The organism is Flavobacterium sp. LC2016-13 (assembly GCF_009707955.1).
Taxonomy (GTDB): Bacteria; Bacteroidota; Bacteroidia; order Flavobacteriales; family Flavobacteriaceae; genus Flavobacterium.
In genome coordinates this window covers 75,253-97,279 of sequence record NZ_WMDQ01000006.1, presented here as the reverse complement: position 1 = coordinate 97,279, position 22,027 = coordinate 75,253, and the positions used below count along the sequence as shown (strand labels likewise).

21 protein-coding genes are annotated in these 22,027 nt (G+C 30.0%); all 21 read left to right on the top strand.

The window, feature by feature from the left end; translation table 11 throughout:
• The first annotated feature begins 148 nt into the window (after nucleotides 1-148).
• Nucleotides 149-1,099, top strand: a complete 951-nt coding sequence (locus GKZ86_RS13760) for a GDP-L-fucose synthase (RefSeq protein ID WP_154783687.1) — start codon at nucleotides 149-151, stop codon at nucleotides 1,097-1,099.
• A 79-nt stretch (nucleotides 1,100-1,178) separates the two neighbouring features.
• Nucleotides 1,179-2,261 carry a GDP-mannose 4,6-dehydratase gene (gene gmd / locus GKZ86_RS13755; protein ID WP_154783686.1) on the top strand — a complete coding sequence of 361 codons (1,083 nt, stop codon included), beginning with the start codon at nucleotides 1,179-1,181 and terminating at the stop codon, nucleotides 2,259-2,261.
• 69 nt (nucleotides 2,262-2,330) lie between these two features.
• Complete coding sequence (locus GKZ86_RS13750; RefSeq protein WP_154783685.1) at nucleotides 2,331-3,518, top strand: UDP-N-acetylglucosamine 4,6-dehydratase; 1,188 nt, start codon at nucleotides 2,331-2,333, stop codon at nucleotides 3,516-3,518.
• 2 nt (nucleotides 3,519-3,520) lie between these two features.
• Complete coding sequence (locus GKZ86_RS13745) at nucleotides 3,521-4,663, top strand: LegC family aminotransferase (RefSeq protein ID WP_154783684.1); 1,143 nt, start codon at nucleotides 3,521-3,523, stop codon at nucleotides 4,661-4,663.
• Entirely contained in the window at nucleotides 4,653-5,276 is a 624-nt protein-coding gene (locus GKZ86_RS13740; protein WP_194632533.1) for an acetyltransferase, read from the top strand. Before GKZ86_RS13745 ends, GKZ86_RS13740 begins: the two co-directional genes overlap by 11 nt.
• 8 nt (nucleotides 5,277-5,284) lie before the next feature.
• A complete protein-coding gene (gene neuB / locus GKZ86_RS13735; protein WP_154783683.1) occupies nucleotides 5,285-6,307 on the top strand; it encodes an N-acetylneuraminate synthase in 1,023 nt (340 codons plus the stop codon).
• The gene (gene neuC / locus GKZ86_RS13730; protein ID WP_154783682.1) at nucleotides 6,304-7,458 is read left to right on the top strand and encodes a UDP-N-acetylglucosamine 2-epimerase; all 1,155 of its coding nucleotides are present in this window, start codon (nucleotides 6,304-6,306) and stop codon (nucleotides 7,456-7,458) included. The genes neuB and neuC overlap by 4 nt, the downstream gene beginning before the upstream one ends.
• A 1-nt stretch (nucleotide 7,459) precedes the next feature.
• Nucleotides 7,460-8,350 carry a formyltransferase family protein gene (locus GKZ86_RS13725; protein WP_154783681.1) on the top strand — a complete coding sequence of 297 codons (891 nt, stop codon included), beginning with the start codon at nucleotides 7,460-7,462 and terminating at the stop codon, nucleotides 8,348-8,350.
• A gap of 9 nt (nucleotides 8,351-8,359) precedes the next feature.
• Entirely contained in the window at nucleotides 8,360-9,031 is a 672-nt protein-coding gene (locus GKZ86_RS13720; RefSeq protein WP_154783680.1) for a PIG-L deacetylase family protein, read from the top strand.
• Nucleotides 9,032-9,057: 26 nt separating this feature from the next.
• Entirely contained in the window at nucleotides 9,058-10,104 is a 1,047-nt protein-coding gene (locus tag GKZ86_RS13715) for a nucleotidyltransferase family protein (RefSeq protein ID WP_154783679.1), read from the top strand.
• A gap of 2 nt (nucleotides 10,105-10,106) precedes the next feature.
• The gene (locus GKZ86_RS13710) at nucleotides 10,107-10,829 is read left to right on the top strand and encodes an acylneuraminate cytidylyltransferase family protein (RefSeq protein ID WP_154783678.1); all 723 of its coding nucleotides are present in this window, start codon (nucleotides 10,107-10,109) and stop codon (nucleotides 10,827-10,829) included.
• On the top strand, nucleotides 10,826-11,752 hold the full coding sequence (locus GKZ86_RS13705; RefSeq protein ID WP_154783677.1) for a Gfo/Idh/MocA family protein: 927 nt from the start codon (nucleotides 10,826-10,828) through the stop codon (nucleotides 11,750-11,752). The genes GKZ86_RS13710 and GKZ86_RS13705 overlap by 4 nt, the downstream gene beginning before the upstream one ends.
• A complete protein-coding gene (locus GKZ86_RS13700) occupies nucleotides 11,745-12,485 on the top strand; it encodes an oxidoreductase (protein ID WP_154783676.1) in 741 nt (246 codons plus the stop codon). The genes GKZ86_RS13705 and GKZ86_RS13700 overlap by 8 nt, the downstream gene beginning before the upstream one ends.
• A gap of 253 nt (nucleotides 12,486-12,738) precedes the next feature.
• Complete coding sequence (locus tag GKZ86_RS13695; protein WP_154783675.1) at nucleotides 12,739-14,151, top strand: lipopolysaccharide biosynthesis protein; 1,413 nt, start codon at nucleotides 12,739-12,741, stop codon at nucleotides 14,149-14,151.
• A 220-nt stretch (nucleotides 14,152-14,371) separates the two neighbouring features.
• Nucleotides 14,372-15,430: a polysialyltransferase family glycosyltransferase gene (locus tag GKZ86_RS13690; RefSeq protein WP_154783674.1), complete on the top strand. Its 1,059-nt coding sequence runs from the start codon at nucleotides 14,372-14,374 to the stop codon at nucleotides 15,428-15,430.
• Entirely contained in the window at nucleotides 15,430-16,257 is an 828-nt protein-coding gene (locus GKZ86_RS13685) for a glycosyltransferase family 2 protein (protein WP_154783673.1), read from the top strand. Before GKZ86_RS13690 ends, GKZ86_RS13685 begins: the two co-directional genes overlap by 1 nt.
• The gene (locus GKZ86_RS13680) at nucleotides 16,247-17,473 is read left to right on the top strand and encodes a hypothetical protein (RefSeq protein ID WP_154783672.1); all 1,227 of its coding nucleotides are present in this window, start codon (nucleotides 16,247-16,249) and stop codon (nucleotides 17,471-17,473) included. The genes GKZ86_RS13685 and GKZ86_RS13680 overlap by 11 nt, the downstream gene beginning before the upstream one ends.
• A 21-nt stretch (nucleotides 17,474-17,494) precedes the next feature.
• Entirely contained in the window at nucleotides 17,495-18,253 is a 759-nt protein-coding gene (locus GKZ86_RS13675; RefSeq protein WP_154783671.1) for a glycosyltransferase family 2 protein, read from the top strand.
• 91 nt (nucleotides 18,254-18,344) lie between these two features.
• Nucleotides 18,345-19,439 carry a glycosyltransferase family 4 protein gene (locus GKZ86_RS13670; RefSeq protein WP_194632532.1) on the top strand — a complete coding sequence of 365 codons (1,095 nt, stop codon included), beginning with the start codon at nucleotides 18,345-18,347 and terminating at the stop codon, nucleotides 19,437-19,439.
• Nucleotides 19,440-19,557: 118 nt separating this feature from the next.
• Nucleotides 19,558-20,958 (top strand): NDP-hexose 2,3-dehydratase family protein, encoded by a 1,401-nt coding sequence (locus tag GKZ86_RS13665; protein WP_154783669.1) that lies wholly within the window; start codon nucleotides 19,558-19,560, stop codon nucleotides 20,956-20,958.
• 88 nt (nucleotides 20,959-21,046) lie between these two features.
• Nucleotides 21,047-22,012: a Gfo/Idh/MocA family protein gene (locus GKZ86_RS13660; RefSeq protein ID WP_154783668.1), complete on the top strand. Its 966-nt coding sequence runs from the start codon at nucleotides 21,047-21,049 to the stop codon at nucleotides 22,010-22,012.
• Nucleotides 22,013-22,027 lie beyond the last annotated feature (15 nt).

Sequence of the window (22,027 nt, the reverse complement as noted above, 5' to 3'; positions counted from 1 at the left end):
TGCATTCTATTGATAAAAATGCTAAGCAGGGATTATTGGTACTCCAGTTTATTCTGTCTTTAATAAACTTCAAATAGAAAATTCCCAAGAAGTTAAAACTATTTATACAGCTTTATATAAAATAGATTCACCTTTACTTAACTAAGAAATGAAGAAAAATACAAAAATATACATTGCAGGCCACAAAGGGATGGTTGGAAGTGCCATTTGGAGAGCATTAGAATCAAAGGGATATCACAATTTAATTGGTAAGTCAAGTGCCGAATTAGATTTAAAAAATCAACAGGCTGTCACTGATTTTATTGCTGCTGAAAAACCTGAAGTTATTATTGATTCCGCGGCTAAAGTAGGAGGGATCTTAGCTAATAATGACTATCCTTATCAATTTATTATGGAGAATATGCAAATTCAAAATAATCTGATTGATGCCGCTCATAAAAACGGAACTGAAAAGTTTATCTTTTTGGGGAGTTCTTGTATATATCCAAAGTTAGCTCCACAGCCGTTAAAAGAAGAGTATTTATTAACCGATACTTTAGAGTCAACCAATGAATGGTACGCCATAGCAAAAATTGCAGGTGTAAAAGCCTGTCAGGCAATTCGCAAGCAATTTAATAAAGATTATGTCAGCTTAATGCCGACCAATTTGTATGGGATAAATGATAATTTTGATTTGAATACATCACATGTGCTTCCGGCTATGATACGTAAATTTCATGAAGCGAAAGAAAATAATAATGCCTCAGTTACCCTTTGGGGGAGTGGGACTCCTATGAGGGAGTTTCTATTTGTAGATGATATGTCTGAAGCGGTTGTTTTTGCCTTAGAAAATAAACTTCCAGATTATTTATATAATGTAGGTACTGGTGTTGATTTGACGATTAAAGAATTGGCGGAAACGATTCAAAAAATAACAGGACATCAGGGTGAAATTATTTGGGATTCTACTAAGCCAGATGGAACGCCAAGAAAATTAATGGATGTTTCTAAAATGCATGAATTAGGATGGAAACATAAAGTGAATTTAGAATTAGGAATTCAAAAAACTTACGATTGGTTTTTAGAAAACGATGGTAAATATAAAGAAGTAAAATTATAGAGAAGTGGTTAGTGAATAGTTTTTAGCAATTAGTAAAAGGAATATTCTATCATAACACACAACTTAGAAATTAAATCATATGAGCACACAAAAAAGAGCATTAATAACAGGAATCACAGGTCAAGATGGATCATATTTGGCTGAATTATTATTAGAAAAAGGGTATCAGGTGCATGGTATTAAACGTCGTGCGTCTTCTTTTAATACTCAACGAATTGATCATATCTATCAGGATCAGCATGAAACAAATGTGAATTTTAAATTACATTATGGTGATCTAACTGATTCGACTAATATTATAAGAATTATTCAGGAAGTACAACCAGATGAAATCTATAATTTAGGAGCTATGTCACATGTTAAAGTATCTTTTGATTCGCCAGAATATGTTGCAAATGTTGATGGAATAGGAACTTTACGAATTTTGGAAGCTGTTAGAATACTGCGTTTAGAAAAAAAGACAAGAATTTATCAAGCTTCAACTTCAGAATTGTATGGTGGTTTGGCTGAAAATAAAAATGAAAAAGGTTTTTATGATGAAAACTCCCCATTTTATCCTCGTTCTCCGTATGGTGTTGCCAAGATTTATGGTTTTTGGATAACTAAAAATTATCGTGAAGCCTACAATGTATATGCTTGTAATGGTATTCTTTTTAACCACGAGTCTCCAAGACGTGGGGAAACTTTTGTAACGCGTAAAATTACTATGGCAACTGCGGCTATTGCAAAAGGAAAGCAAGAATGTCTTTATCTTGGAAATCTAAATTCACAAAGGGACTGGGGACATGCAAAGGATTATGTAGAAGCGATGTGGAGAATTTTACAACAAGATGTAGCGGAAGACTATGTAATTGCAACTGGTGTTACTACCTACATTAGAGACTTTGTTATAATGGCTTTTGCTGAAGTAGGTATTGAATTAACTTTTGAGGGTGAAAATGAATACGAAACAGCTAGAGTTGCAGCTTGTAATAATCCTTTGTATCAGGTGGAAATTGGTAAAGTTATTGTTCGTGTAGACCCAGAGTATTATCGTCCTACAGAAGTAGATCTTTTAATTGGTGATCCTACTAAATCTAAAACCCAATTGGGTTGGCAGCCTAAATATGACTTAGCTGCATTGGTTAAAGAGATGGTGGCAAGTGATTTGAGGCTGTATTAAGAGATCAAAATAAAAAATGGGAATTTTTGCATAAATAATTTTCTAACAGTTTAAATAAATAATACCGAAATGGACGTTTTAAAATTGATTGGTAGAGAATCTGAAATATTTGAAAAAGATGTATCAATACATGAGCTTGAATTACAGACAGTCATAAAGCAGTCATCCTTTTTAGTTATTGGTGGAGCTGGTTCAATTGGGCAGGCTGTTACTAAGGAATTATTCAAAAGAAACCCAAAAAAACTGCATGTTATTGATATTAGTGAAAACAACATGGTAGAATTAGTAAGAGATTTAAGAAGCTCTTATGGTTATATTGATGGTGATTTTCAAACTTTCGCATTAGATATTGGTTCTATTGAATACGATGCATTTATCAATGCTGATGGTCAATTTGATTATGTTTTAAATTTATCTGCATTAAAGCATGTTAGAAGTGAGAAAGACCCCTTCACTTTGATGCGTATGATTGATGTGAATGTTTTTAATACAGAAAAGACATTGCAACAATCTATAGAAAAGGGAACAAAGAAATATTTTTGTGTTTCAACTGATAAAGCAGCCAATCCTGTAAACATGATGGGAGCGTCTAAGAGAATAATGGAAATGTATTTGATGCGCAGAAGCCAGCAAATTAAAATTTCGACGGCTCGTTTTGCCAATGTTGCTTTTTCAGATGGCTCACTATTGCATGGATTTAATCAGCGAATTATTAAAAAGCAGCCAATTGTAGCCCCAAATGATATTAAGCGTTATTTTGTAACACCAAAAGAATCAGGTGAACTTTGTTTAATGTCATGTATTTTTGGAGAAAATAGAGATGTGTTCTTTCCTAAATTAAGCGAAAGTCTGCATTTAATTTCCTTCGCCGATATTGCTGTAAAATTTTTAGCAGAAATAGGTTACGAACCCTATTTATGCAAAACTGAAACTGAAGCAAGAGATAATGTTGAAGATTTAATCAAGCAAAAAAAGTGGCCGTGTTTATTTACTGAAAGTGATACTACAGGAGAAAAAGATTTCGAGGAGTTTTTTACCGATAGCGAAATTTTGGATATGGAACGTTTTGAAAACTTAGGAGTTATTAAAAATGAGGCTAACTTTGATGAAACTAAATTAGAAAACTTTACTACCCAAATCAATAAAATGAAAGCTGACAAGAAATGGGAAAAAGAAGAAATTGTAAGTGTGTTTCATACTATGATTTCTAACTTTGGACATAAAGAAACAGGCAAATATTTAGATTCAAAAATGTAATTATGAGCGCTATTAATTCGGCCATATCTTTTATAAAAGAACAATATAAAACTGAAAATTTCATACCACTGCATGTTCCACATTTTGGAGGTAATGAGAAAAAATATTTATTAGATACTATTGATTCCACTTTTGTCTCTTCAGTTGGTGCATTTGTCGACCAATTTGAAGTAACAATGCAAGATATCACCAAGACACAAAAAGCTGTCGCCGTAGTAAATGGTACAGCTGCTATTCAGGTTGCTCTGCGCTTAATTGGTGTTAAGACTGGTGATGAGGTATTAACCCAAGCCCTGACTTTTGTAGCAACTGCAAATGCTATAGCATATCAAAATGCAACACCTGTATTTTTAGATGTTGATCTCGATACAATGGGATTATCTCCTAAAGCTGTTTCCGTTTTTTTAGAAGAATTTGGAGACTTGCGTGAAGACGGATGTTACAATAAAAAAACACAAAAAAAAATAAGTGCTTGTTTGCCAATGCATACTTTTGGTTTTCCTGTACATCTTGACGAATTAATTGCTGTTTGTAACAGATGGAAAATTCCGGTGTTAGAAGATGCGGCTGAATCCTTAGGAAGCCAGTACAAAGGAAAACCAACAGGCAGTTTAGGTAAGCTGGGAGCTTTCTCATTTAATGGAAATAAAATTGTTACATGCGGAGGAGGAGGCGCAATCGTTACCAATGACTTGAAGCTGGGTGAAAAAGGAAAGTACCTCACTACAACTGCCAAAATTCCACATCCTTATGAATATGTTCATGATGAGATGGGATATAATTTCAGAATGCCTAATTTGAATGCTGCTCTCGCTTGTGCACAATTAGAACAATTAGATGGTTTTTTAGAAGAAAAAAGAAGCTTGGCTCTTGAATATCAAACTTTTTTTTCAACTACTGGCATCAATTTTAGAACTGAAACACCCAATACAAAAGCTAATTATTGGTTAATGTGTGTAGAATTGTCCAATAAAATCGAACGTGATTTGTTTTTAAAAGAAACAAATAGTAATAATGTTATGACAAGACCTATCTGGCAATTAATGTTTCGCTTACCAATGTATTCTCATTGTTATAAAGATGAACAGAAAAATGCTGTATTTTTAGAAGAAAGAATAGTTAATATACCAAGTAGTGTCAGATAAAAAAGTCATACTTATAGGATATTCAGGTCATGGTTATGTTGTAGCTGAAACGGCTTTAGAACATAATTTGACAATAGTTGGATACTTCGAAAAAAATGAACAAAAAAATAATCCTTTCAATATTAAGTATTTAGGATTTGAAGAATTTGAAGGTTTTTTAGGCTGGAATGAGGCTGATTGTTTTATTTTGGGTATTGGAGATAATACTATAAGACAAAAGGTTGCAAGCTTAATTACGAGTAAGAAAAAAAATATATTACCCTTAGTTCATAGCTCTGCTTTGATTGCTAAAAGTGCTAAGATAGGACAAGGAACATTTATAAATAAAAATGTTTCAATAAATGCGTTAGCAATTATAGGAGAAAATTCTATTTTAAACACTGGGTGTATAATCGAGCATGAATGTGTTTTGCATGATGCGGTACATATAGCACCTGGAGCAGTTTTAGCAGGAAATGTTCAAGTAGGAGAAAGAACTTTTATAGGAGCTAATGCCGTTGTAAAACAAGGCATAACAATTGGAAAAGATGTTATTATAGGAGCTGGATCTGTTGTGCTGAAAGATGTTTTAGATAATGAAATTTGGTTTGGCAATCCTGCTAGAAAAAAATAAATTGTTTTATGGAAAAAGTTATAATAATAGCCGAAGCAGGTGTAAATCATAACGGTGATTTTGAGTTAGCAAAAAAATTAGTTGATGTCGCGGCTGACGCTAAAGCTGATTACGTAAAATTTCAAACCTTTAAAGCTAATAAAATTGTTAGTAAAGAAGCTAAAAAGGCAGATTATCAGATTAAAAATATAAATGATAATGACGATTCTCAATATGCAATGCTAAAAAAATTAGAAATGCCTGATGAATGGCATTATCTTTTATTAGACTATGCAAATTCTAAAAACATAAAATTTCTATCAACCGGATTCGATGTGGATAGCATTGATTTTTTAGATAAACTGGGAATTGAAGTCTTTAAAATTCCATCGGGTGAATTAACCAATCGACCGTATTTGGAACATATAGCTCGAAAAAATAAAGAAATAATTATTTCGACAGGAATGGCTACTATGTTAGAAATAAAAGAAGCGATAAATGTTTTAATTGAAGCTGGAGCAACAGAAAACTTAATTTCTGTTTTACATTGTAACACGGAATATCCAACTCCAATGAAAGATGTTAATCTAAAAGCCATGAATGAAATAGCTAAGGAGTTTAATGTTAAAATTGGTTATTCTGATCATACGCTAGGTATCGAAGTACCAATTGCAGCAGTGGCAATGGGAGCTAAAATAATAGAAAAACATTTTACAATTGATAGAACGCTCATTGGTCCAGACCATCTGGCTTCTTTAGAACCTGAAGAATTAAAACAAATGGTTTCTTCTATTAGAAATATTGAGTTAGCGATTTCAGGAAATGGTATAAAAGAACCAAGTGAATCTGAAAAGAAGAATATTCAAATTGTTAGGAAAAGTTTACATTTTAAACATGATTTAGATAGTGGACACATTTTACAAAATGAAGATATTTTAATTATTAGACCAGGAAATGGAATTAGTCCAATGCAAATTAATGATTACATTGGAAAAAAACTTATTGTTTCAGTAAAAAGCAGCGAACCACTATCTAAAAAACATTTTGCATGAGAAAAATCTGTGTAATAACCGGAACTCGTGCAGAATATGGCTTGTTGTATTGGACAATGAAGGCTTTACAAAATGATAGTGATGTTCTATTGTCTATTTGCGTAACTGGCATGCATTTATCTCCTGAATTTGGTTTGACTTACAGGCAAATAATAGAAGATGGATTTCATATTGATGAAAAAGTTGAAACATTACTTTCTTCAGATACCTCAGTAGGAATCTCAAAAAGTATTGGTTTGGGAGTTATTAGTTTTTCGGAAGTTTTTAATAGATTACTACCTGATTTAATAGTTGTGCTGGGTGATCGTTTCGAAATTTTTGCCGCATGTACTGCTGCTATGATTTCGAAAACACCAATTGCGCATTGTCATGGCGGAGAAGCCACTGAGGGATTAATTGATGAAGCAATAAGACACTCAATTACCAAAATGTCTCAAATTCACTTTACTAGTACAGAAGAATATAGATCACGGGTTATTCAACTCGGAGAACAACCACACAATGTATTTAATGTAGGAGCATTAGGTATTGAAAACATAAATAAATTAGATTTGCTTAATAAAGATGGGTTTGAAAAATCAATTGACTTTACTTTGAAAGAAGTTAATTTTTTAGTCACATTTCATCCTGTAACATTAGATCATTCCTCTGCAGAAATGCAATTCAATGAGCTTTTATTAGCATTAGATAAATTTGAAAATGCCAGTATAATTTTTACAAAGCCAAATGCAGATACCGAGGGTCGGGTAATTATTCATATGATTGATGATTATGTAAGTAAAAACCATGATAAGGCAATTTCATTTACTTCAATGGGGCAATTAAGATATTTGTCAGCCATACAATTTATGGATGTTATAATAGGAAATTCATCAAGTGGATTAATTGAAGTTCCAACATTTAAGAAGCCAACTTTAAATATTGGCGACCGACAACAAGGACGCGTTAAAGCAATTTCAGTTATAGATTGTAATGCAGATAAAATTGAAATTGAAAAGGGAATACATCTTGCAATGTCTTCAGAATTTAAAGAAAAGATTAAACATTCTAAAAATCCCTATGGTGACCGAAATTCATCAGATGAAATTGTAAAAGTATTGAAAACTATAAGTTTGAATAATATAATAAAGAAACAATTTTATAATTTATAATATGAAGATAATTTATATAGGTTCTGTTATTTTTTCAGCAAAGGCATTAGATAAACTCATCTCTATTGGAGCCGAAATTATCGGAATAGTTTCTAAAAAGGAATCAAGTTTTAATAGTGATTTTTGTGATTTAAAACCAATTGCAGATAATAATAAAATTCCATTCCATTATACTTTAAATATTAATTCAGATGAAACTGTAGATTGGATAAAAAAATTAAATCCAGATGTAATTTTTTGTTTTGGATGGTCAAATCTTATTAAAAAAAATGTTTTGGATATAGCTCATTTAGGAGTGGTAGGATATCATCCAACTTTACTTCCAAACAATAAGGGGCGGCATCCCTTAATTTGGGCTAAAGTACTCGGATTACAAAAATCTGGCTCAACGTTTTTTTTCATGGATGAAGGAGCTGATACAGGAGATATTTTATCTCAGAGTGAGTTTAAAATAAATTTTGAAGATGATGCAACCAGTTTGTATACTAAATTAATTGATACAGCTTTATTACAAATTGAAGATTTTCATTTCAAATTGAAGAATAATGCTTTTATAAGAATTCCGCAGAATAAAGATCAAGGTAATAATTGGCGCAAAAGAAGTATGAAAGATGGACTGATTGATTTTAGATTAAACACAACAACAATCTGCAATTTGGTTAGAGGATTAACAAAGCCTTATGTCGGTGCCCATATAGAATATAAAAATGCCAATATCGTAATTTGGGAAGTAGAAATTGGTAAAGTTAAAAATGATTTGGAGAATTTAGAGCCTGGTAAAGTATTGAATATTGAAGGAAATAAAATTGAAATAAAGACTGGAGATTCCTCTATTTGGTTAGTAAAACATGAATTCAATGACCTGCCACAAATAGGATCATATATACTTTAATTTAAAAAAATGAAAAATATTATAGTTGTTTCAGCACATCCAGATGATGAAACTTTAGGTGCTGGAGGTACATTATTAAAACACGTTAACAACGGAGATAAAGTATATTGGTTAATTGTAACGAATGTATTTGAAAGTCAAGGATTTTCTAAAGAAAGAGTCGAGAGCAGACAAGAAGAAATTAAAAAAGTTGAAAAGTTATTGGGAATTACCAATACTTTTTTTCTTAATTATCCTACCATGACCTTATCTTCAAGTAGTTTGATAAAAATGGTTCCTGAAATTTCTGAAATTTTCACAAAAGTTCAACCTGAGGTAATTTATACTTTAAATCGCTCAGACGCGCATTCAGACCATAGGATAATTTTTGATGCAGTAATGGCTTGCACAAAATCTTTTCGATATCCTTTTATAAAGAAAATTTTAATGTATGAGTGTATATCTGAAACTGAATTTGCTCCAGCTCTTGCAGAAAAGGCTTTTTTGCCAAATTATTTTGTTGACATTACTGATTTCTTAGATTCAAAACTTGACATTATGAAAATTTTTGAAAGCGAATTAGGGGAACATCCATTTCCAAGATCATTAGACAATATTAAAGCGTTAGCCCATTTTAGAGGAGCAAGTGTAGGTGTGAAATATGCTGAGTCATTTCAATTATTGAAGTATATCGATAAGTAATTAAAAAATAAATCCTTTAGATTAAGATGAGAGTATATAAAGATCATTTGATTTTGTCTGGTAGTAAAATAAAACAAGCTTTATTACAGTTAAATGTTTTAGCGCAAGATGCTATTCTTTTTGTTGTAGATAAAGAAGACAAATTAATTGGCGCACTTACTGATGGAGATGTGCGCAGGGGATTGCTTAAAGATTTAACGATCGAAAATTTGGTAGATGAAATTATTCAAAAAGACCCAAAATATATTACTAAAGGTGAAAATAATTTAGATAAAATTATAGCATACCGGGAAGGTAATTTTCGAATTGTACCTGTGCTAGATGAAAATCATAGAGTTGTAAATGTTATTAACTTCAGAATTATAAAATCATATTTGCCAATCGATGCTGTTATCATGGCAGGTGGCAGAGGACAGCGGTTACAGCCTCTCACAGATATAACTCCTAAACCACTGCTAAAAGTTGGAGATAAACCTATAATGGAGCATAATTTAGACCGATTGACTTTATTTGGGATTGACGATTTTTGGGTATCGGTTAAATATTTAGGAGAACAAATTGAAAATTATTTTGGTAAAGGAGAAAGTAAAAACATTAGGATAGAATACGTATGGGAAAATGAACCCTTAGGTACTATTGGTGCTGTATCACAAATAAAAAATTTTGAGCACGATTATATTCTTGTAACAAATTCAGACTTATTAACGAACATTGATTATGAACAATTTTTTCTTGAATTTATAAAACAAAAGGCTGATTTAGCGGTTTTAACAATTCCCTATCAGGTAAATATTCCTTATGCGGTTTTAGAAACAGATAATGGTGCTGTAAAAAGTTTAAAAGAAAAACCTATTTATACATATTATTCAAATGGGGGCATTTATTTAATAAAGAAAGAAATGTTGAATTATATCCCGAAAGATACTTTTTTTAATGCAACTGATTTAATGGAGGAATTGATTAAAAACAAGTTAAAAGTCATTTCTTTTCCATTTTCAGGATATTGGCTGGATGTTGGTAAATACGAAGATTTTGAGAAAGCTCATATTGATATTCATAATATAAAATTTTAAATATGAAGATATTGACAACTATTTGTGCTAGAGGTGGCTCAAAAGGAATTCCTGGTAAGAATATAAAAAAAATTAATAATAAACCATTAATAGGTTATTCAATAGAATTTACAGAAAAGTTAAAAGAAAAATTTGATATAAAAGTTGCATTGTCTACAGATGATGAAGCTATAAAAAGAACAGCAGAATCATTTGGTGTTTTTACAGATTATGTCAGACCAGATTATTTAGCAACTGATTCTGCTGGGAAAATGGAAACGATAAAAGATTTATTATTATATGAAGAATCTCTTGTTAAAGATAAATATGATTTTATTTTAGATTTAGACGTTACTTCTCCTTTGCGAAATCTAGAAGACATTGAAAAAGCTTTAGATTTAATGATTGCTAATCCTGAGGCTAAAAATTTATTTTCTGTAAATCATGCTGTCAGAAATCCATATTTTAATATGGTTGAAGAAAATAGTAATGGGTTTTATTCTTTAGTAAAAACCAATCCCGACGGAAGTTTTATGACTAGACAATCAGCACCAAAAGTGTATGATTTGAATGCCTCATTTTATTGGTACAGAAGATCTTTTTTTGATTCAGATCCAAAAAGTGCAATTACAGATAAATCGTTAATTTTTGCAATGGATCATATTTGCTTCGATTTAGATCATTCTGTAGATTTTTTATTTATGGAATATTTATTGATAAATAATAAACTGGATTTCCAATTATGAATGTTTTGATAATTGGCTTAGGTTCTATTGCTAAAAAACATATTATTGCTTTAAAGGCTATCAATTCAAGTGTAAAACTATATGCATTACGATCGAGATTAGATGCTGAAAATATTGATGAAATTACAAATATTTATAATTTAGATAAATTGAATGTTGTATTTGATTTTGCAATTATTTCCAATCCAACAAGCCTTCATTCGGAATATATTAAACTTTTAAGCGACAAAGAAATAAATCTTTTTATTGAAAAACCTCCTGTGAGCTCACTCGATGAAGTCGATTATTTAATTGGTAAGATTCAGGAAAAAAATATTAAAAGTTATGTTGCTTGTAACTTAAGATTTCATCCTTGTATTAATTTTATAAAAGAATTTTTAACAAAAAATAAGACAAAAATAGTCAATGAGGTTAGTGTTTATTGTGGTTCTTATCTTCCTGATTGGAGACCAGGGAAGGATTTTAGAACAATTTACAGCGCTAACCCGGAAATGGGCGGAGGTGTACATTTAGATCTTTTTCATGAATTAGATTATATTCATTGGCTTTTTGGAACACCAATAAAAACTCAAACTATTAAAAGAAATGTTTCATCACTCAATATAAAAGCTATTGATTATGCTAATTATATTTTAGAGTTTGAATCCTTTACTGCAAATATTGTTCTTAATTATTACAGAAGAGATCCTAAAAGAACAATAGAGATCCTGTTTGAAGATGAAACTATAACAATAGATTTGATAAGAAACAGAATCTTAAATAGTAAAGAAGAAATTTTATTTGAAAGCAAGAATTTTAATATGATTGATACCTATACTAACCAAATGGAATTTTTTATAGAAAGTCTCAATAATAAACAGGAGCAAATGAATACTTTTAGTGAATCGATAGAAGTTCTTAAAATATGTTTGAATAATGAATAGGCTTAAAAATAAAATTATAATTGTTACAGGCGGCAGTGGACTTCTTGGAAGTAATATAATTGATAAAATTAAGAGCGAAGGTGCTTTTTGTATAAATGTTGACATAAATCACGAAACAACAGAAAATCTGTCATTGATTAAATGCGATATAACAGATACAAAATCAATTGATAAATGTGTTAAATCAATTATTGATAAATATAAAAAGATAGATGGGCTGGTAAACAATGCCTATCCAAGGACTTCAGATTGGGGAAATAAATTTGAAGATATTGACTATCAATCTTGGCAAAAGAATGTAGATTCACAGCTAAACAGTTATTTTTACTTTACTCAACAAGTATCTAATTTTATGGTCAAAGAAAAATTTGGATCAATTATTAATATGGCTTCTGTTTATGGTATCGTTGGGCCAGATTTCACAGTTTATGATGGAACTTCCATGACAATGCCTGCAGCATATTCAGCAATAAAAGGCGGCTTAATTAATTTATCCCGGTATCTGGCATCATATTTAGGTCAGTACAATATTCGGGTAAATACAATTTCACCAGGAGGTATTTTTGACAATCAAAACCCAATATTTGTCGATAATTATAACAGAAAAGTACCAATGAAAAGAATGGGGCAACCAGATGATATTTCACCTTCAGTCGTCTTCTTATTATCGGATGAGGCAAGTTATATTACAGGACAAAATCTAGCTGTAGATGGCGGATGGACTGCAATATAATTGGTTTGGTAACGAAAGAGAAATATAACAGCTCGGTACGTTTCTTCGTTCATGGGAGGCTGTATTAAAATCAAAAAATAAGTGTCAATATTAAATGTTTTGACTTAAGTTAAAAGTATAAAAAAAAAATTACCGTTACTAGATAAGAAGAAAAATTATTTTTTGACAATTTATTATTTCTCAATGCATAAGTATTTATATTTTAAGATTAATTTGGATAATTTGTTTTATTTATTTATTTAAATTAATTAGTATGTTTAAAAAAGTTATTTCTCATAGTTTAATTTATGGGTTAGGTCCATTTATTCCAAAAATAATAGCCTTGTTGATGTTGCCCATTTTTACTAAAGTTTTAACAACAGAGGATTATGGAATACAATCAATAATGAATTCTAGTTTAGGCTTGATAAGTGTTTTGTCAATGCTAGGATTGCAGTTACCAATGGCTAATGTTTTTTTTCATCATTCAAACCATTTTAAAAAACGTTGGTCTCAATTCTATGGTTTTTTAAACATTTGGATGCTTTTTTACTCTTTGATATTAGCCGTTATCATCTATTTGATTATACCGAAAGAAGCAAGTGAAAATTTATATTGGATAATAATATTGAATATTGTCCCAATTGTTTGCTTTGGCCCTGCTGATACTATTGGGCAGCTATACTATCAGCTTAATCAAAAACCTAAGCAGGTAGTCGCCAGAACAATTATAATTTCTTTCATAACAATAATTTTAAATTATTATACAATTGTAGTTTTAGATTTGCATTATATGGGTTGGTTTATTGCCAACTGTATTTCAATGCTACTACTTCATTTTTCTTATTGGTATCCTTTACGTTTCATTCTGAAAATTAAACCGATTTATAGGTTTAAAAAAGTAGTAATAAAAAGAGGATTGTCTGTTTCGTTGCCTATGCTCCCACATTATTATGGAAGCTTTTTGCTTAGTTCTTCTGATACTTTATTGTTAAAGTTTTTTTTGATAAGCACGGCTCAAATAGGTTATTATGGTTTTGCTGCATCTTTTGGAGGCTTAATGGCAATGGCTGTAGGCGCAATTAATACAGCAGCTGCTCCTGTTATTTCAGAACAGATAAAATTGAAAAACTATGATTCTGTTAGAAGCCTAACCTGGGCATTACAATTTTTATTATTGATTTTGTCTTCGATAGGCTGTTTTTGGCTTAAAGAAGTTTTTGCAATTATGGTCAATAATATAGAACTTAGAACAACTTATTTTTTAGCGGCTATTTTTATTATGTCACATAATTACAGACCCATGTATTTTGGTGTTAATACCGTATTGTTTTATAGAGAAAGAACCCGTAATTTATGGAAAGTAACTTTTGGAGCAGGGTTAATATGCGTTTTGTTGAATGTTTTGTTTATTCCAATTTACGGAATTAAAAGTCCAGCCTATGTTTTGTTTTTTAGTTATTTAATTATGGGTTATGGAACTTTTTTTCTTAAGGATTATAAAGAAGTTGCAGTTACAGAATTTATGCCTTTACGATGGTTTTTACTTACAATTTTTTCATTTATAGTTGTATTATTAGTAATTGATTTGTCTGTAATTTGTAAATTTTTTATTTCTCTATCATATGTTGTCATTGCCTTCATATTTTTTAAAAAGAATAAAAATACTTATGTCGTGGGTTTTTAAGCAGTAATCCTGTCGCCTATATTTGTCTTTACTAATATGAATTATTGATGCTTTAGATTAAATTTAAAGTCAATTATGTAGTTAAATTAGATAAAATTAGTCTCTGTTTAAAGTGAAAAGTTAGATAGGAAATTTTAAAGTTGTAAATTAATAAAATTATAATTGTAAGGTAAGGATGATTTATTTTTTGGTAAACAATAATTATCATGTCCATTTGGATATGCAGCTGGCAAAACAATTGCCAGAATTTGAATTAGGATTAATTCAAATTCCGTATTCTCTTACTGCAATAGAAGAAAGTGATTTATTTCACAAAATTTACTATCATCCTGATAGATTAGTTGCTTCTCTAAAGAATTTATTGTTAAATCCTAAGAAAATTAGAAGCATTATTAAAAAAGTTGATACTGAATTAATTCCTAAGAATACCGATGTGCTGTTAGTTCATACAGAAATGGATTTATTAAATCAGCACATAATAAAAAAATTTTATAAAGCGGGTTCGAAAATATTTTTACTTGAAGACGGTATAGCCACAATTTGTCATTACAATATGGTAAGCGGTAAAATTAGTTTTAAAGAGAATTTCAGAAAATTTTTATTGAAATATTTTTATAGTTTTGATTATTTGAAATTTAAAAAATATGGAGTGCAAACACTTCCGGAAATGAATAATTTTATTTTTAAAGGTGTTATTTTAAATCATGGAAACAATATAAAAAGAGATATTCCTTTATATAAACTCAAACCTTTTGAAGAACCAATTAAATTTCTTGATCAAAATGGCGTTATTTTTTTTAGCCAGCCATTGTATATATGGTTTTTAACAGAAGAAGAGTATGTTGGGTATATTGATGATTTATTTTCTGTAGCAAGTCATTTTTCTACATTTTATTTTAAATTTCATCCTTCTGATAGTGAAGATGTCAAAAATAAAATATTAAAAATAGTAGAGAAAAAGCATCCTAATGTTATTGTTCTTCATGAAAATGGTATAGCAGAAAGTATTATCGAAAAATATCCTGTTAAATACGCAATAACTTTTAATTCTACAGCTGCATTAAATTTAATAAATAGAGGCGTAGTACCTATTTTTATTAATAATATGTTTAGCAAGCTTTATCCATTGGATTCCTCTGAGGCTTTTGGTCAATTTTTAAAATCAATTAATTGTCATTCACCTTCAGATTTTAATGATATTAAACCTGGATTTGTTGCTTTTTCAAGTGACGAAAAAGAGCAAAAAAAGTATTCACTAATTGATATAATAAATAAATAATGATAAGTATTATTACTGTTGTTAGAAATGGTGCTTCTACAATTGAACAAACAATATTAAGTGTTCTTAGTCAGGATTATCCAGATTTTGAATATGTTATTGTAGATGGAGTTTCAACTGATGGTACTTTAGATATTTTAGAAAAATATTCGGACAAGATAAGGTATGTTTCAGAGTCAGATGCAGGAATCTATGATGCAATGAATAAAGGTATTTCATTAGCAAAAGGTGACTGGCTATATTTTTTAGGCTGTGATGATGTATTTTATAATAATTCTGTATTGTCAAATATCTTTTCAAATTCCAAATACTCAGAGTTTAACGTAGTTTACGGTAACGTACAATTTCTACATTCTAATGTAGTATTTGACGGAGTATTTGACGATGTTAAAATGTATGACAGAACCATTTGTCATCAAGCTATTTTTTATAGAAAAGAAGTATTTGTTGAATATGGTAATTTTAGTATTGAATATAAAACAGCTTCAGATCATATTTTTAATGTTTACGTTTATTGCTTTAATCCGAAAGCTTGGCATTATATAAATCAAATAGTTGCAATTTATAATGAGAAAGGGGCAAGTGAGTTTGCAGATGCTAAATTTTTAGATGATTGTTTTGAAATTTGCTATAAAAACTTTAAAAAACTAAAGTCTAAGTTCATACTGGGGAAAATATTTTGGTCTTCTTTTTTTAGATATTTTAAGACGCATGATAAAAAAAATGCAAAAAAGTATTTCTGGATGGTAATCAAAGACGTGGGGGTTTGGAGTTTATTTTCCACTCTGTTGATTTTAATTAAAAAAAAATATTTAAATGCTTCGTAATTTTTTTTTTAAAGTAAAAAATAATAAATCGTTAATCTTAGTATGGATTACTCTTACTAGTACGGCTCCATTTATTTTTTATTCTTGGCCAGGACACCCCTATAAATTACTTACTTTAGCAGGAATTGGCATTATGACTTTACAAATTCTTCTAAAAAAAGAAAAAAAGATATTTGACTTTAAAATATTTTCAATCATTATATTGCAAATAGCTTATTATATATTTATTTCTTTTTATCACGATGATTATTCTAATATAAATCTGTGTATCCAATTAATTTCTTTTTTTATTATTATCACATACATTAATGCATTTATTGGCTTTAAAACTTTTGTAAGATCTTATATTGATGTGACTCTGGTAACGGCAATTGGAGGGACATTAATTTTCTTCCTTCATGCATTTATCGGAGTAAAGCCGTTGTTTATTGTTGATTACTCTGCAACAGGAACATCTTATTTTTTATGGCTCACAACTACAAATGTTTATTATGATGTATCAGGCATTAGGTTTATCAGATATTCTGGTTTTTTTGATGAACCCGGAGCATTTGGTTTATATTCATTTTTTGCTATAGTACTTAATAAAATTTACTTTAGAAATTCGAAAAAAGAGTTGTGGCTAATTTTACTTACAATGTTTACTACGTCATTAGCTTTTTACATGTCGATGGTCCTTTATTTTTTATTTTTTTATGTTAACAAGTCAAATTTAAAATATGTTGTATTCTTGTTTGTGGGAATTTTAACTATACATCTTTATTTAAGTTCAAATCTAGAAGATGAAACAACAAAAATGATATATGATTCTACTTTTAAACGATTTGAAATAAATGATTCTGGTTTGGCTGAGAATAACAGATCTGAGTTGAGTGATAATGATAAAAAAATCTTTTTGAAATATCCGTTATTAGGTTCAGGAACTACGAAAGAAAAAATTTCCGGATCAAATTTATATTCAATATTATCAAGTTATGGTATTTTTGGTTGTTTATTTTATTATGCCTTTTTATTATATTTTATTTTCCAAATTATCTTAATGTCCTATAAGTATTTTTTGTTTTATTTAAAAATATTGATATTAATATTACTCAATTTTTATTCCAGACCAGAAATATCTTCTGTTTTTACACTATTAGTTTTTGTTTCAATTATATACTATATAAGATATAATTCTGAAATTCAACACAAACAAACACGCAATATATTTACATAAAACAAATATAAATTTTAAATTATGCTACCTAAAATAACAGTAATTACAGCATCGTATAATTCGGAAAAAACAATTTCTGACACTATTGAATCTGTATTGAATCAAAAATATCCTAATATCGAATATTTAATTATTGATGGTAACTCCTCAGATAATACAATATCAATTATAAAACAATATGAAAATTTATTCGAAGGCAGATTAAAATACATTTCAGAGAAAGACTCGGGTATTTATGATGCTTGGAACAAAGGAGTAAAAATGGCTCAAGGTAGTTGGATATCATTTGTTGGGAGTGATGATATAATGTTTGAAGATACATTTTCAGATTTTATAGAATTTGCAAAAGCAAATGAAAATGTAAATTTTATTTCATCAAAATATTTATTAGTCACTGAGAATCTTAAGCCAATTAGAGTAGTTGGTGTACCATGGAGTAATTCAATGAACTCTTATTGTTGTATAGCTCATGTTGGTAGTTTACATCATAAAACTCTTTTTGATAAGAAAGGGATATTTGATTCAAACTTTAAAATAGCTGGCGATTATGATTTTTTGCTTAGATGCAGAGATATTATTAGACCTGGTTTTGTTGATATGGTATCAGCTAATGTCAGGGATGGTGGAATTAGTGGGAGACAGATATCGAGAGTTGCACGAGAAACAGTTATGGCAAAGAAAAATAATAAATCACAAGGGATATTTAAAATATACACAGACTACTGTATAATGATATTTAAGTTTGTTGTTAGAACTAACATTATAAATAAATTAAAATAAATGAAAAAATAGACGTTCTACTATTGATTGAGTTTGGTTGATGAATGAAGAAGTCTATAAAAATATTAATTCTATAAAGAACAATTCTATAATGAAAGTTTTATTAATCGCACCTCTTCCGCAACCAGTTAATGGTCAATCTAAAGCTTCTAAAATGGTTTTGGATAGTTTAGCAAAAGATGATGTAGTTGCTACCGTTAATCTTAGTAAGGAAAGTTTAAAAAATGGGTTTAATTCTTTAGGAAGATTTCGGGAAATTTTTAAAGCTTTTAGTAATGTATGGAAAAATAGAAAAGGCAATGATGTTATTTACTTTTCGATAGCAGAATCATTTGCTGGAAACTTAAGAGATTTGCTAATTTATTTAATTTTTTTTTCAAGCCGTAACAAAATAATAATACATATGTTGGGCGGTGTAGGTATGACAAAAATACTGAATGGAAAGGGACCGCTTAATTATTTAAATCGCTATATAATTTCTAAAATTGGAGGAGTGATAGTGGAGGGTGAAGTTAATTTTATTACATTTAGTAAAGTAATATCTAAGGAGAAAATACATATAATTCCAAATTTTGCAGATGATTTTTTATTTGTTAATGATGAGGAAATTTCTCAAAAATTCAGCAATATAAATTCAATTCAAATTTTATATTTAAGCAACTTAATTCCGGGGAAAGGATATGACGAATTGGCAAGCGCGTATATTGAATTAAGTGATAAATATAAAGAAAATATAGTGATCAATTTTGTAGGTGGTTTTGAATCTTTACAAAGTGAAAAGGATTTTCTTTCTAAAATAGAAACGCATAAAGGATTAAATTACTTAGGAAAATTTATTGATGGCTCTAAAAAAAGAGAATTGTATTGTAAGTCTCATGTTTTTTGCTTGCCAACATATTATCCATTTGAAGGACAGCCTATTAGTATTCTGGAAGCTTACGCAACAGGATGTGCTGTAATTACAAGTAATCATAGCGGAATCCCTTATGTTTTTTCTGATCAAATCAATGGGTTTGGTGTTGAAAAAAGATCAGTTTCTTCGTTAAGAAAAGCAATTGAAAATGTTATTAATCATAAAGACGAATTAATTGATATTGCATTTAATAACAGGAATGAAGCACTAAAAAAATACAGAACTTCAATTTATCAAGATAAAATTAGAGAAGTTTTTGAAACATATAGATAAATGTTTTAAGGTTGAGGAAATCAATTGCTCCTATACGAGATGGTGGTTTCATAGGAAGAAATCTGTACTTAGTACAATAACAAGGTGTTAATCGAAATTTTTTAAAATATTAAACTGAATGAAAAAAGAATCGATGAATAAGTTTTTACAATCGGCCATGACGGAAGAAAATCCGTTTATAAGCACTTCAGAAGTGAAAAACTGGTTGGTTAAGAAAAACAATGAAGTAAACGTTGATGTGCAGCAAATTGAATTTTCGAAATTAGATAATTGGGAGTTTACCCCAGATCAATCGAAGTTGGTTCATCATACTGGAAGATTTTTTTCAATCGAAGGAATCAATGTTAAAACCAATTGGCGTGAAGTGAAAGAATGGGATCAACCTATCATCAACCAACCCGAAATAGGTTATCTGGGTATTATTACCAAAGAGATTAATGGTATTTTATACTTTTTATTGCAAGCTAAAATTGAGCCGGGTAATATTAATAATGTTCAGTTATCACCTACGTTGCAAGCTACTAAAAGTAATTATACTCAGGCTCATGGAGGCAAAGTCCCAATGTATCTGGAATATTTTAAAGATAATAAAAATCCAACAGTTTTATTAGACCAACTTCAATCAGAGCAAGGGGCGCGGTTTTTGAGAAAGCGAAATCGCAATATAATTATTCAGGTAGACGAAGATATCCCTATAGCTGATGAATTTGTTTGGTTAACATTGGGTCAAATTAAGAAGTTGATATTACAGGATAATTTGGTAAACATGGATACTCGCACAGTGATATCAGGAATCCCATTTAAGATAATTAGTGATATAGGTTTATATACCCATATGGAAGAATCTATCAAAACAAGTATGTTGATATCGTCAATAAATAAAGGCATTTCAATGTATTCATTTGAGGATTTAGTAGCTTGGTTAACCGATTTAAAATGTCGCTACGATTTGAATGTGACTTCAATTCCGTTAAATAAAGTTCGCAATTGGACCATAACAAATTCTGAAATTATCAATAATGACCAACGTTTTTTTAAGGTAATAGCAGCCAAAGTCACTATCAGTAACCGGGAAGTAAGCAGCTGGTGTCAACCACTGGTAAAACCTGCACAGGACGGTATTATTGCATTTGTTGTGAAAAAAATTCACGGTATCTTGCATTGCTTGGTGCAGGCTAAATTAGAGTGTGGGAATTTTGATATTTTAGAACTTGCTCCAACTGTGCAATGCTTAACAGGTGATTACAGGCATCCAGATTATGATATTCCGTTTTTAGACTTTGTGCTGAACGCAACTCCGGATATGATCCGGTATGACGCTATGCAGTCCGAAGAGGGAGGCCGTTTCTATCATGAACAAAATAGGAATATGATTATTGAAGTGGGTGATGAGTTTCCAGTACAATTACCGGAAAATTATACTTGGATGACCTTAAACCAGATGAATACATTTATTACATTCAATAATTATTTGAATATTCAATCAAGGAGTTTGTTGTCTGCGATTAGTTTTATATAAAGTGTATTTATGACAAAAAGGGTCTTGTTCATATCAATTGTATTCTAAACTATTGTCGTTTCAAAATTTTAATTTAACATTATTGAATATGAATAATAAAATACGCATCGGTATTTTAGGATGTGCAGACATTGCCAATCGTTTGGTAATTCCAAATATAATTCAAACAGGTAAATTTGATGTAGTAGCAGTTGCTAGTAGATCTATGGAAAAAGCAATTGAGTTTTCAAACAAATTTAATTGTGAACCTGTAGAAGGTTATGAAAATTTGGTATCAAGAAAAGATATTGATGCTATATATATACCTCTTCCTACTGGTATGCACTATGAGTGGATTATCAATTCTCTAAATGCTGGTAAACATGTATTATGTGAAAAAGCATTAGCAATAGATATAAATGAGACATTATCAATTATTGATTTAGCTAGAGAAAAGAAGCTTTGTGTTTTCGAGAATTTCATGTTTGTTTTTCATTCTCAGTTTGATTTTGTAAAAAAGCAAATTAAACAAGACATCATAGGCGACATTCGTCTTTTACGTTCTTCTTTTGGTTTTCCTCCATTTAATGTTGACAGTAATATACGATATAAAAAAGAACTTGGAGGAGGAGCTTTGCTAGATGCTGGCGCCTACACGACGATGGCTGTTCATTTGTTATTGGGTCAAAAACAACAGGTTTTGTCATCTTCACTGGAAGAAGGAAATTGGGAGGTTGATTTTCAAGGAAGCGCTATGTTCAAGAATGAAACAGGTATTATTTCACAAGTGGCTTTTGGATTTGATAATTTTTATCAGAACAACATAGAATTGTGGGGGAGCAAAGGCAAAATGACAATTGAGAGGGCATTTACAGCTGGTCCTGGTTTTATGCCTAAAGTGATTATCGAAACTCAAAATAATAAAACTGAGATTACATTACCGGCGGATAATCATTTCCAGAAGTTGTTAGAAAAGTTTGCAGAATGTATCGTTACTAATCAATACGATTTTTTATTTGAACAGATAATTTGCCAATCAAGTTTGTTAACTCAAATTAGGACATTAGCAAGCTAAAAATTTTATACATAA

Bases quoted from the DNA above. Each gene is read 5' to 3' on its own strand.
- GKZ86_RS13760 (WP_154783687.1), top strand. From the start codon at position 149: ATGAAGAAAAATACAAAAATATACATTGCAGGCCACAAAGGGATGGTT.
- GKZ86_RS13705 (WP_154783677.1), top strand. From the start codon at position 10,826: ATGAATGTTTTGATAATTGGCTTAGGTTCTATTGCTAAAAAACATATT.
- GKZ86_RS13665 (WP_154783669.1), top strand. From the start codon at position 19,558: ATGAAAAAAGAATCGATGAATAAGTTTTTACAATCGGCCATGACGGAA.
- GKZ86_RS13745 (WP_154783684.1), top strand. From the start codon at position 3,521: ATGAGCGCTATTAATTCGGCCATATCTTTTATAAAAGAACAATATAAA.
- GKZ86_RS13725 (WP_154783681.1), top strand. From the start codon at position 7,460: ATGAAGATAATTTATATAGGTTCTGTTATTTTTTCAGCAAAGGCATTA.
- GKZ86_RS13680 (WP_154783672.1), top strand. From the start codon at position 16,247: ATGCTTCGTAATTTTTTTTTTAAAGTAAAAAATAATAAATCGTTAATC.
- GKZ86_RS13720 (WP_154783680.1), top strand. From the start codon at position 8,360: ATGAAAAATATTATAGTTGTTTCAGCACATCCAGATGATGAAACTTTA.
- GKZ86_RS13710 (WP_154783678.1), top strand. From the start codon at position 10,107: ATGAAGATATTGACAACTATTTGTGCTAGAGGTGGCTCAAAAGGAATT.
- GKZ86_RS13700 (WP_154783676.1), top strand. From the start codon at position 11,745: ATGAATAGGCTTAAAAATAAAATTATAATTGTTACAGGCGGCAGTGGA.
- gmd (WP_154783686.1), top strand. From the start codon at position 1,179: ATGAGCACACAAAAAAGAGCATTAATAACAGGAATCACAGGTCAAGAT.
- neuB (WP_154783683.1), top strand. From the start codon at position 5,285: ATGGAAAAAGTTATAATAATAGCCGAAGCAGGTGTAAATCATAACGGT.
- GKZ86_RS13670 (WP_194632532.1), top strand. From the start codon at position 18,345: ATGAAAGTTTTATTAATCGCACCTCTTCCGCAACCAGTTAATGGTCAA.
- GKZ86_RS13750 (WP_154783685.1), top strand. From the start codon at position 2,331: ATGGACGTTTTAAAATTGATTGGTAGAGAATCTGAAATATTTGAAAAA.
- GKZ86_RS13695 (WP_154783675.1), top strand. From the start codon at position 12,739: ATGTTTAAAAAAGTTATTTCTCATAGTTTAATTTATGGGTTAGGTCCA.
- GKZ86_RS13715 (WP_154783679.1), top strand. From the start codon at position 9,058: ATGAGAGTATATAAAGATCATTTGATTTTGTCTGGTAGTAAAATAAAA.
- GKZ86_RS13690 (WP_154783674.1), top strand. From the start codon at position 14,372: ATGCAGCTGGCAAAACAATTGCCAGAATTTGAATTAGGATTAATTCAA.
- GKZ86_RS13660 (WP_154783668.1), top strand. From the start codon at position 21,047: ATGAATAATAAAATACGCATCGGTATTTTAGGATGTGCAGACATTGCC.
- GKZ86_RS13675 (WP_154783671.1), top strand. From the start codon at position 17,495: ATGCTACCTAAAATAACAGTAATTACAGCATCGTATAATTCGGAAAAA.
- GKZ86_RS13685 (WP_154783673.1), top strand. From the start codon at position 15,430: ATGATAAGTATTATTACTGTTGTTAGAAATGGTGCTTCTACAATTGAA.
- neuC (WP_154783682.1), top strand. From the start codon at position 6,304: ATGAGAAAAATCTGTGTAATAACCGGAACTCGTGCAGAATATGGCTTG.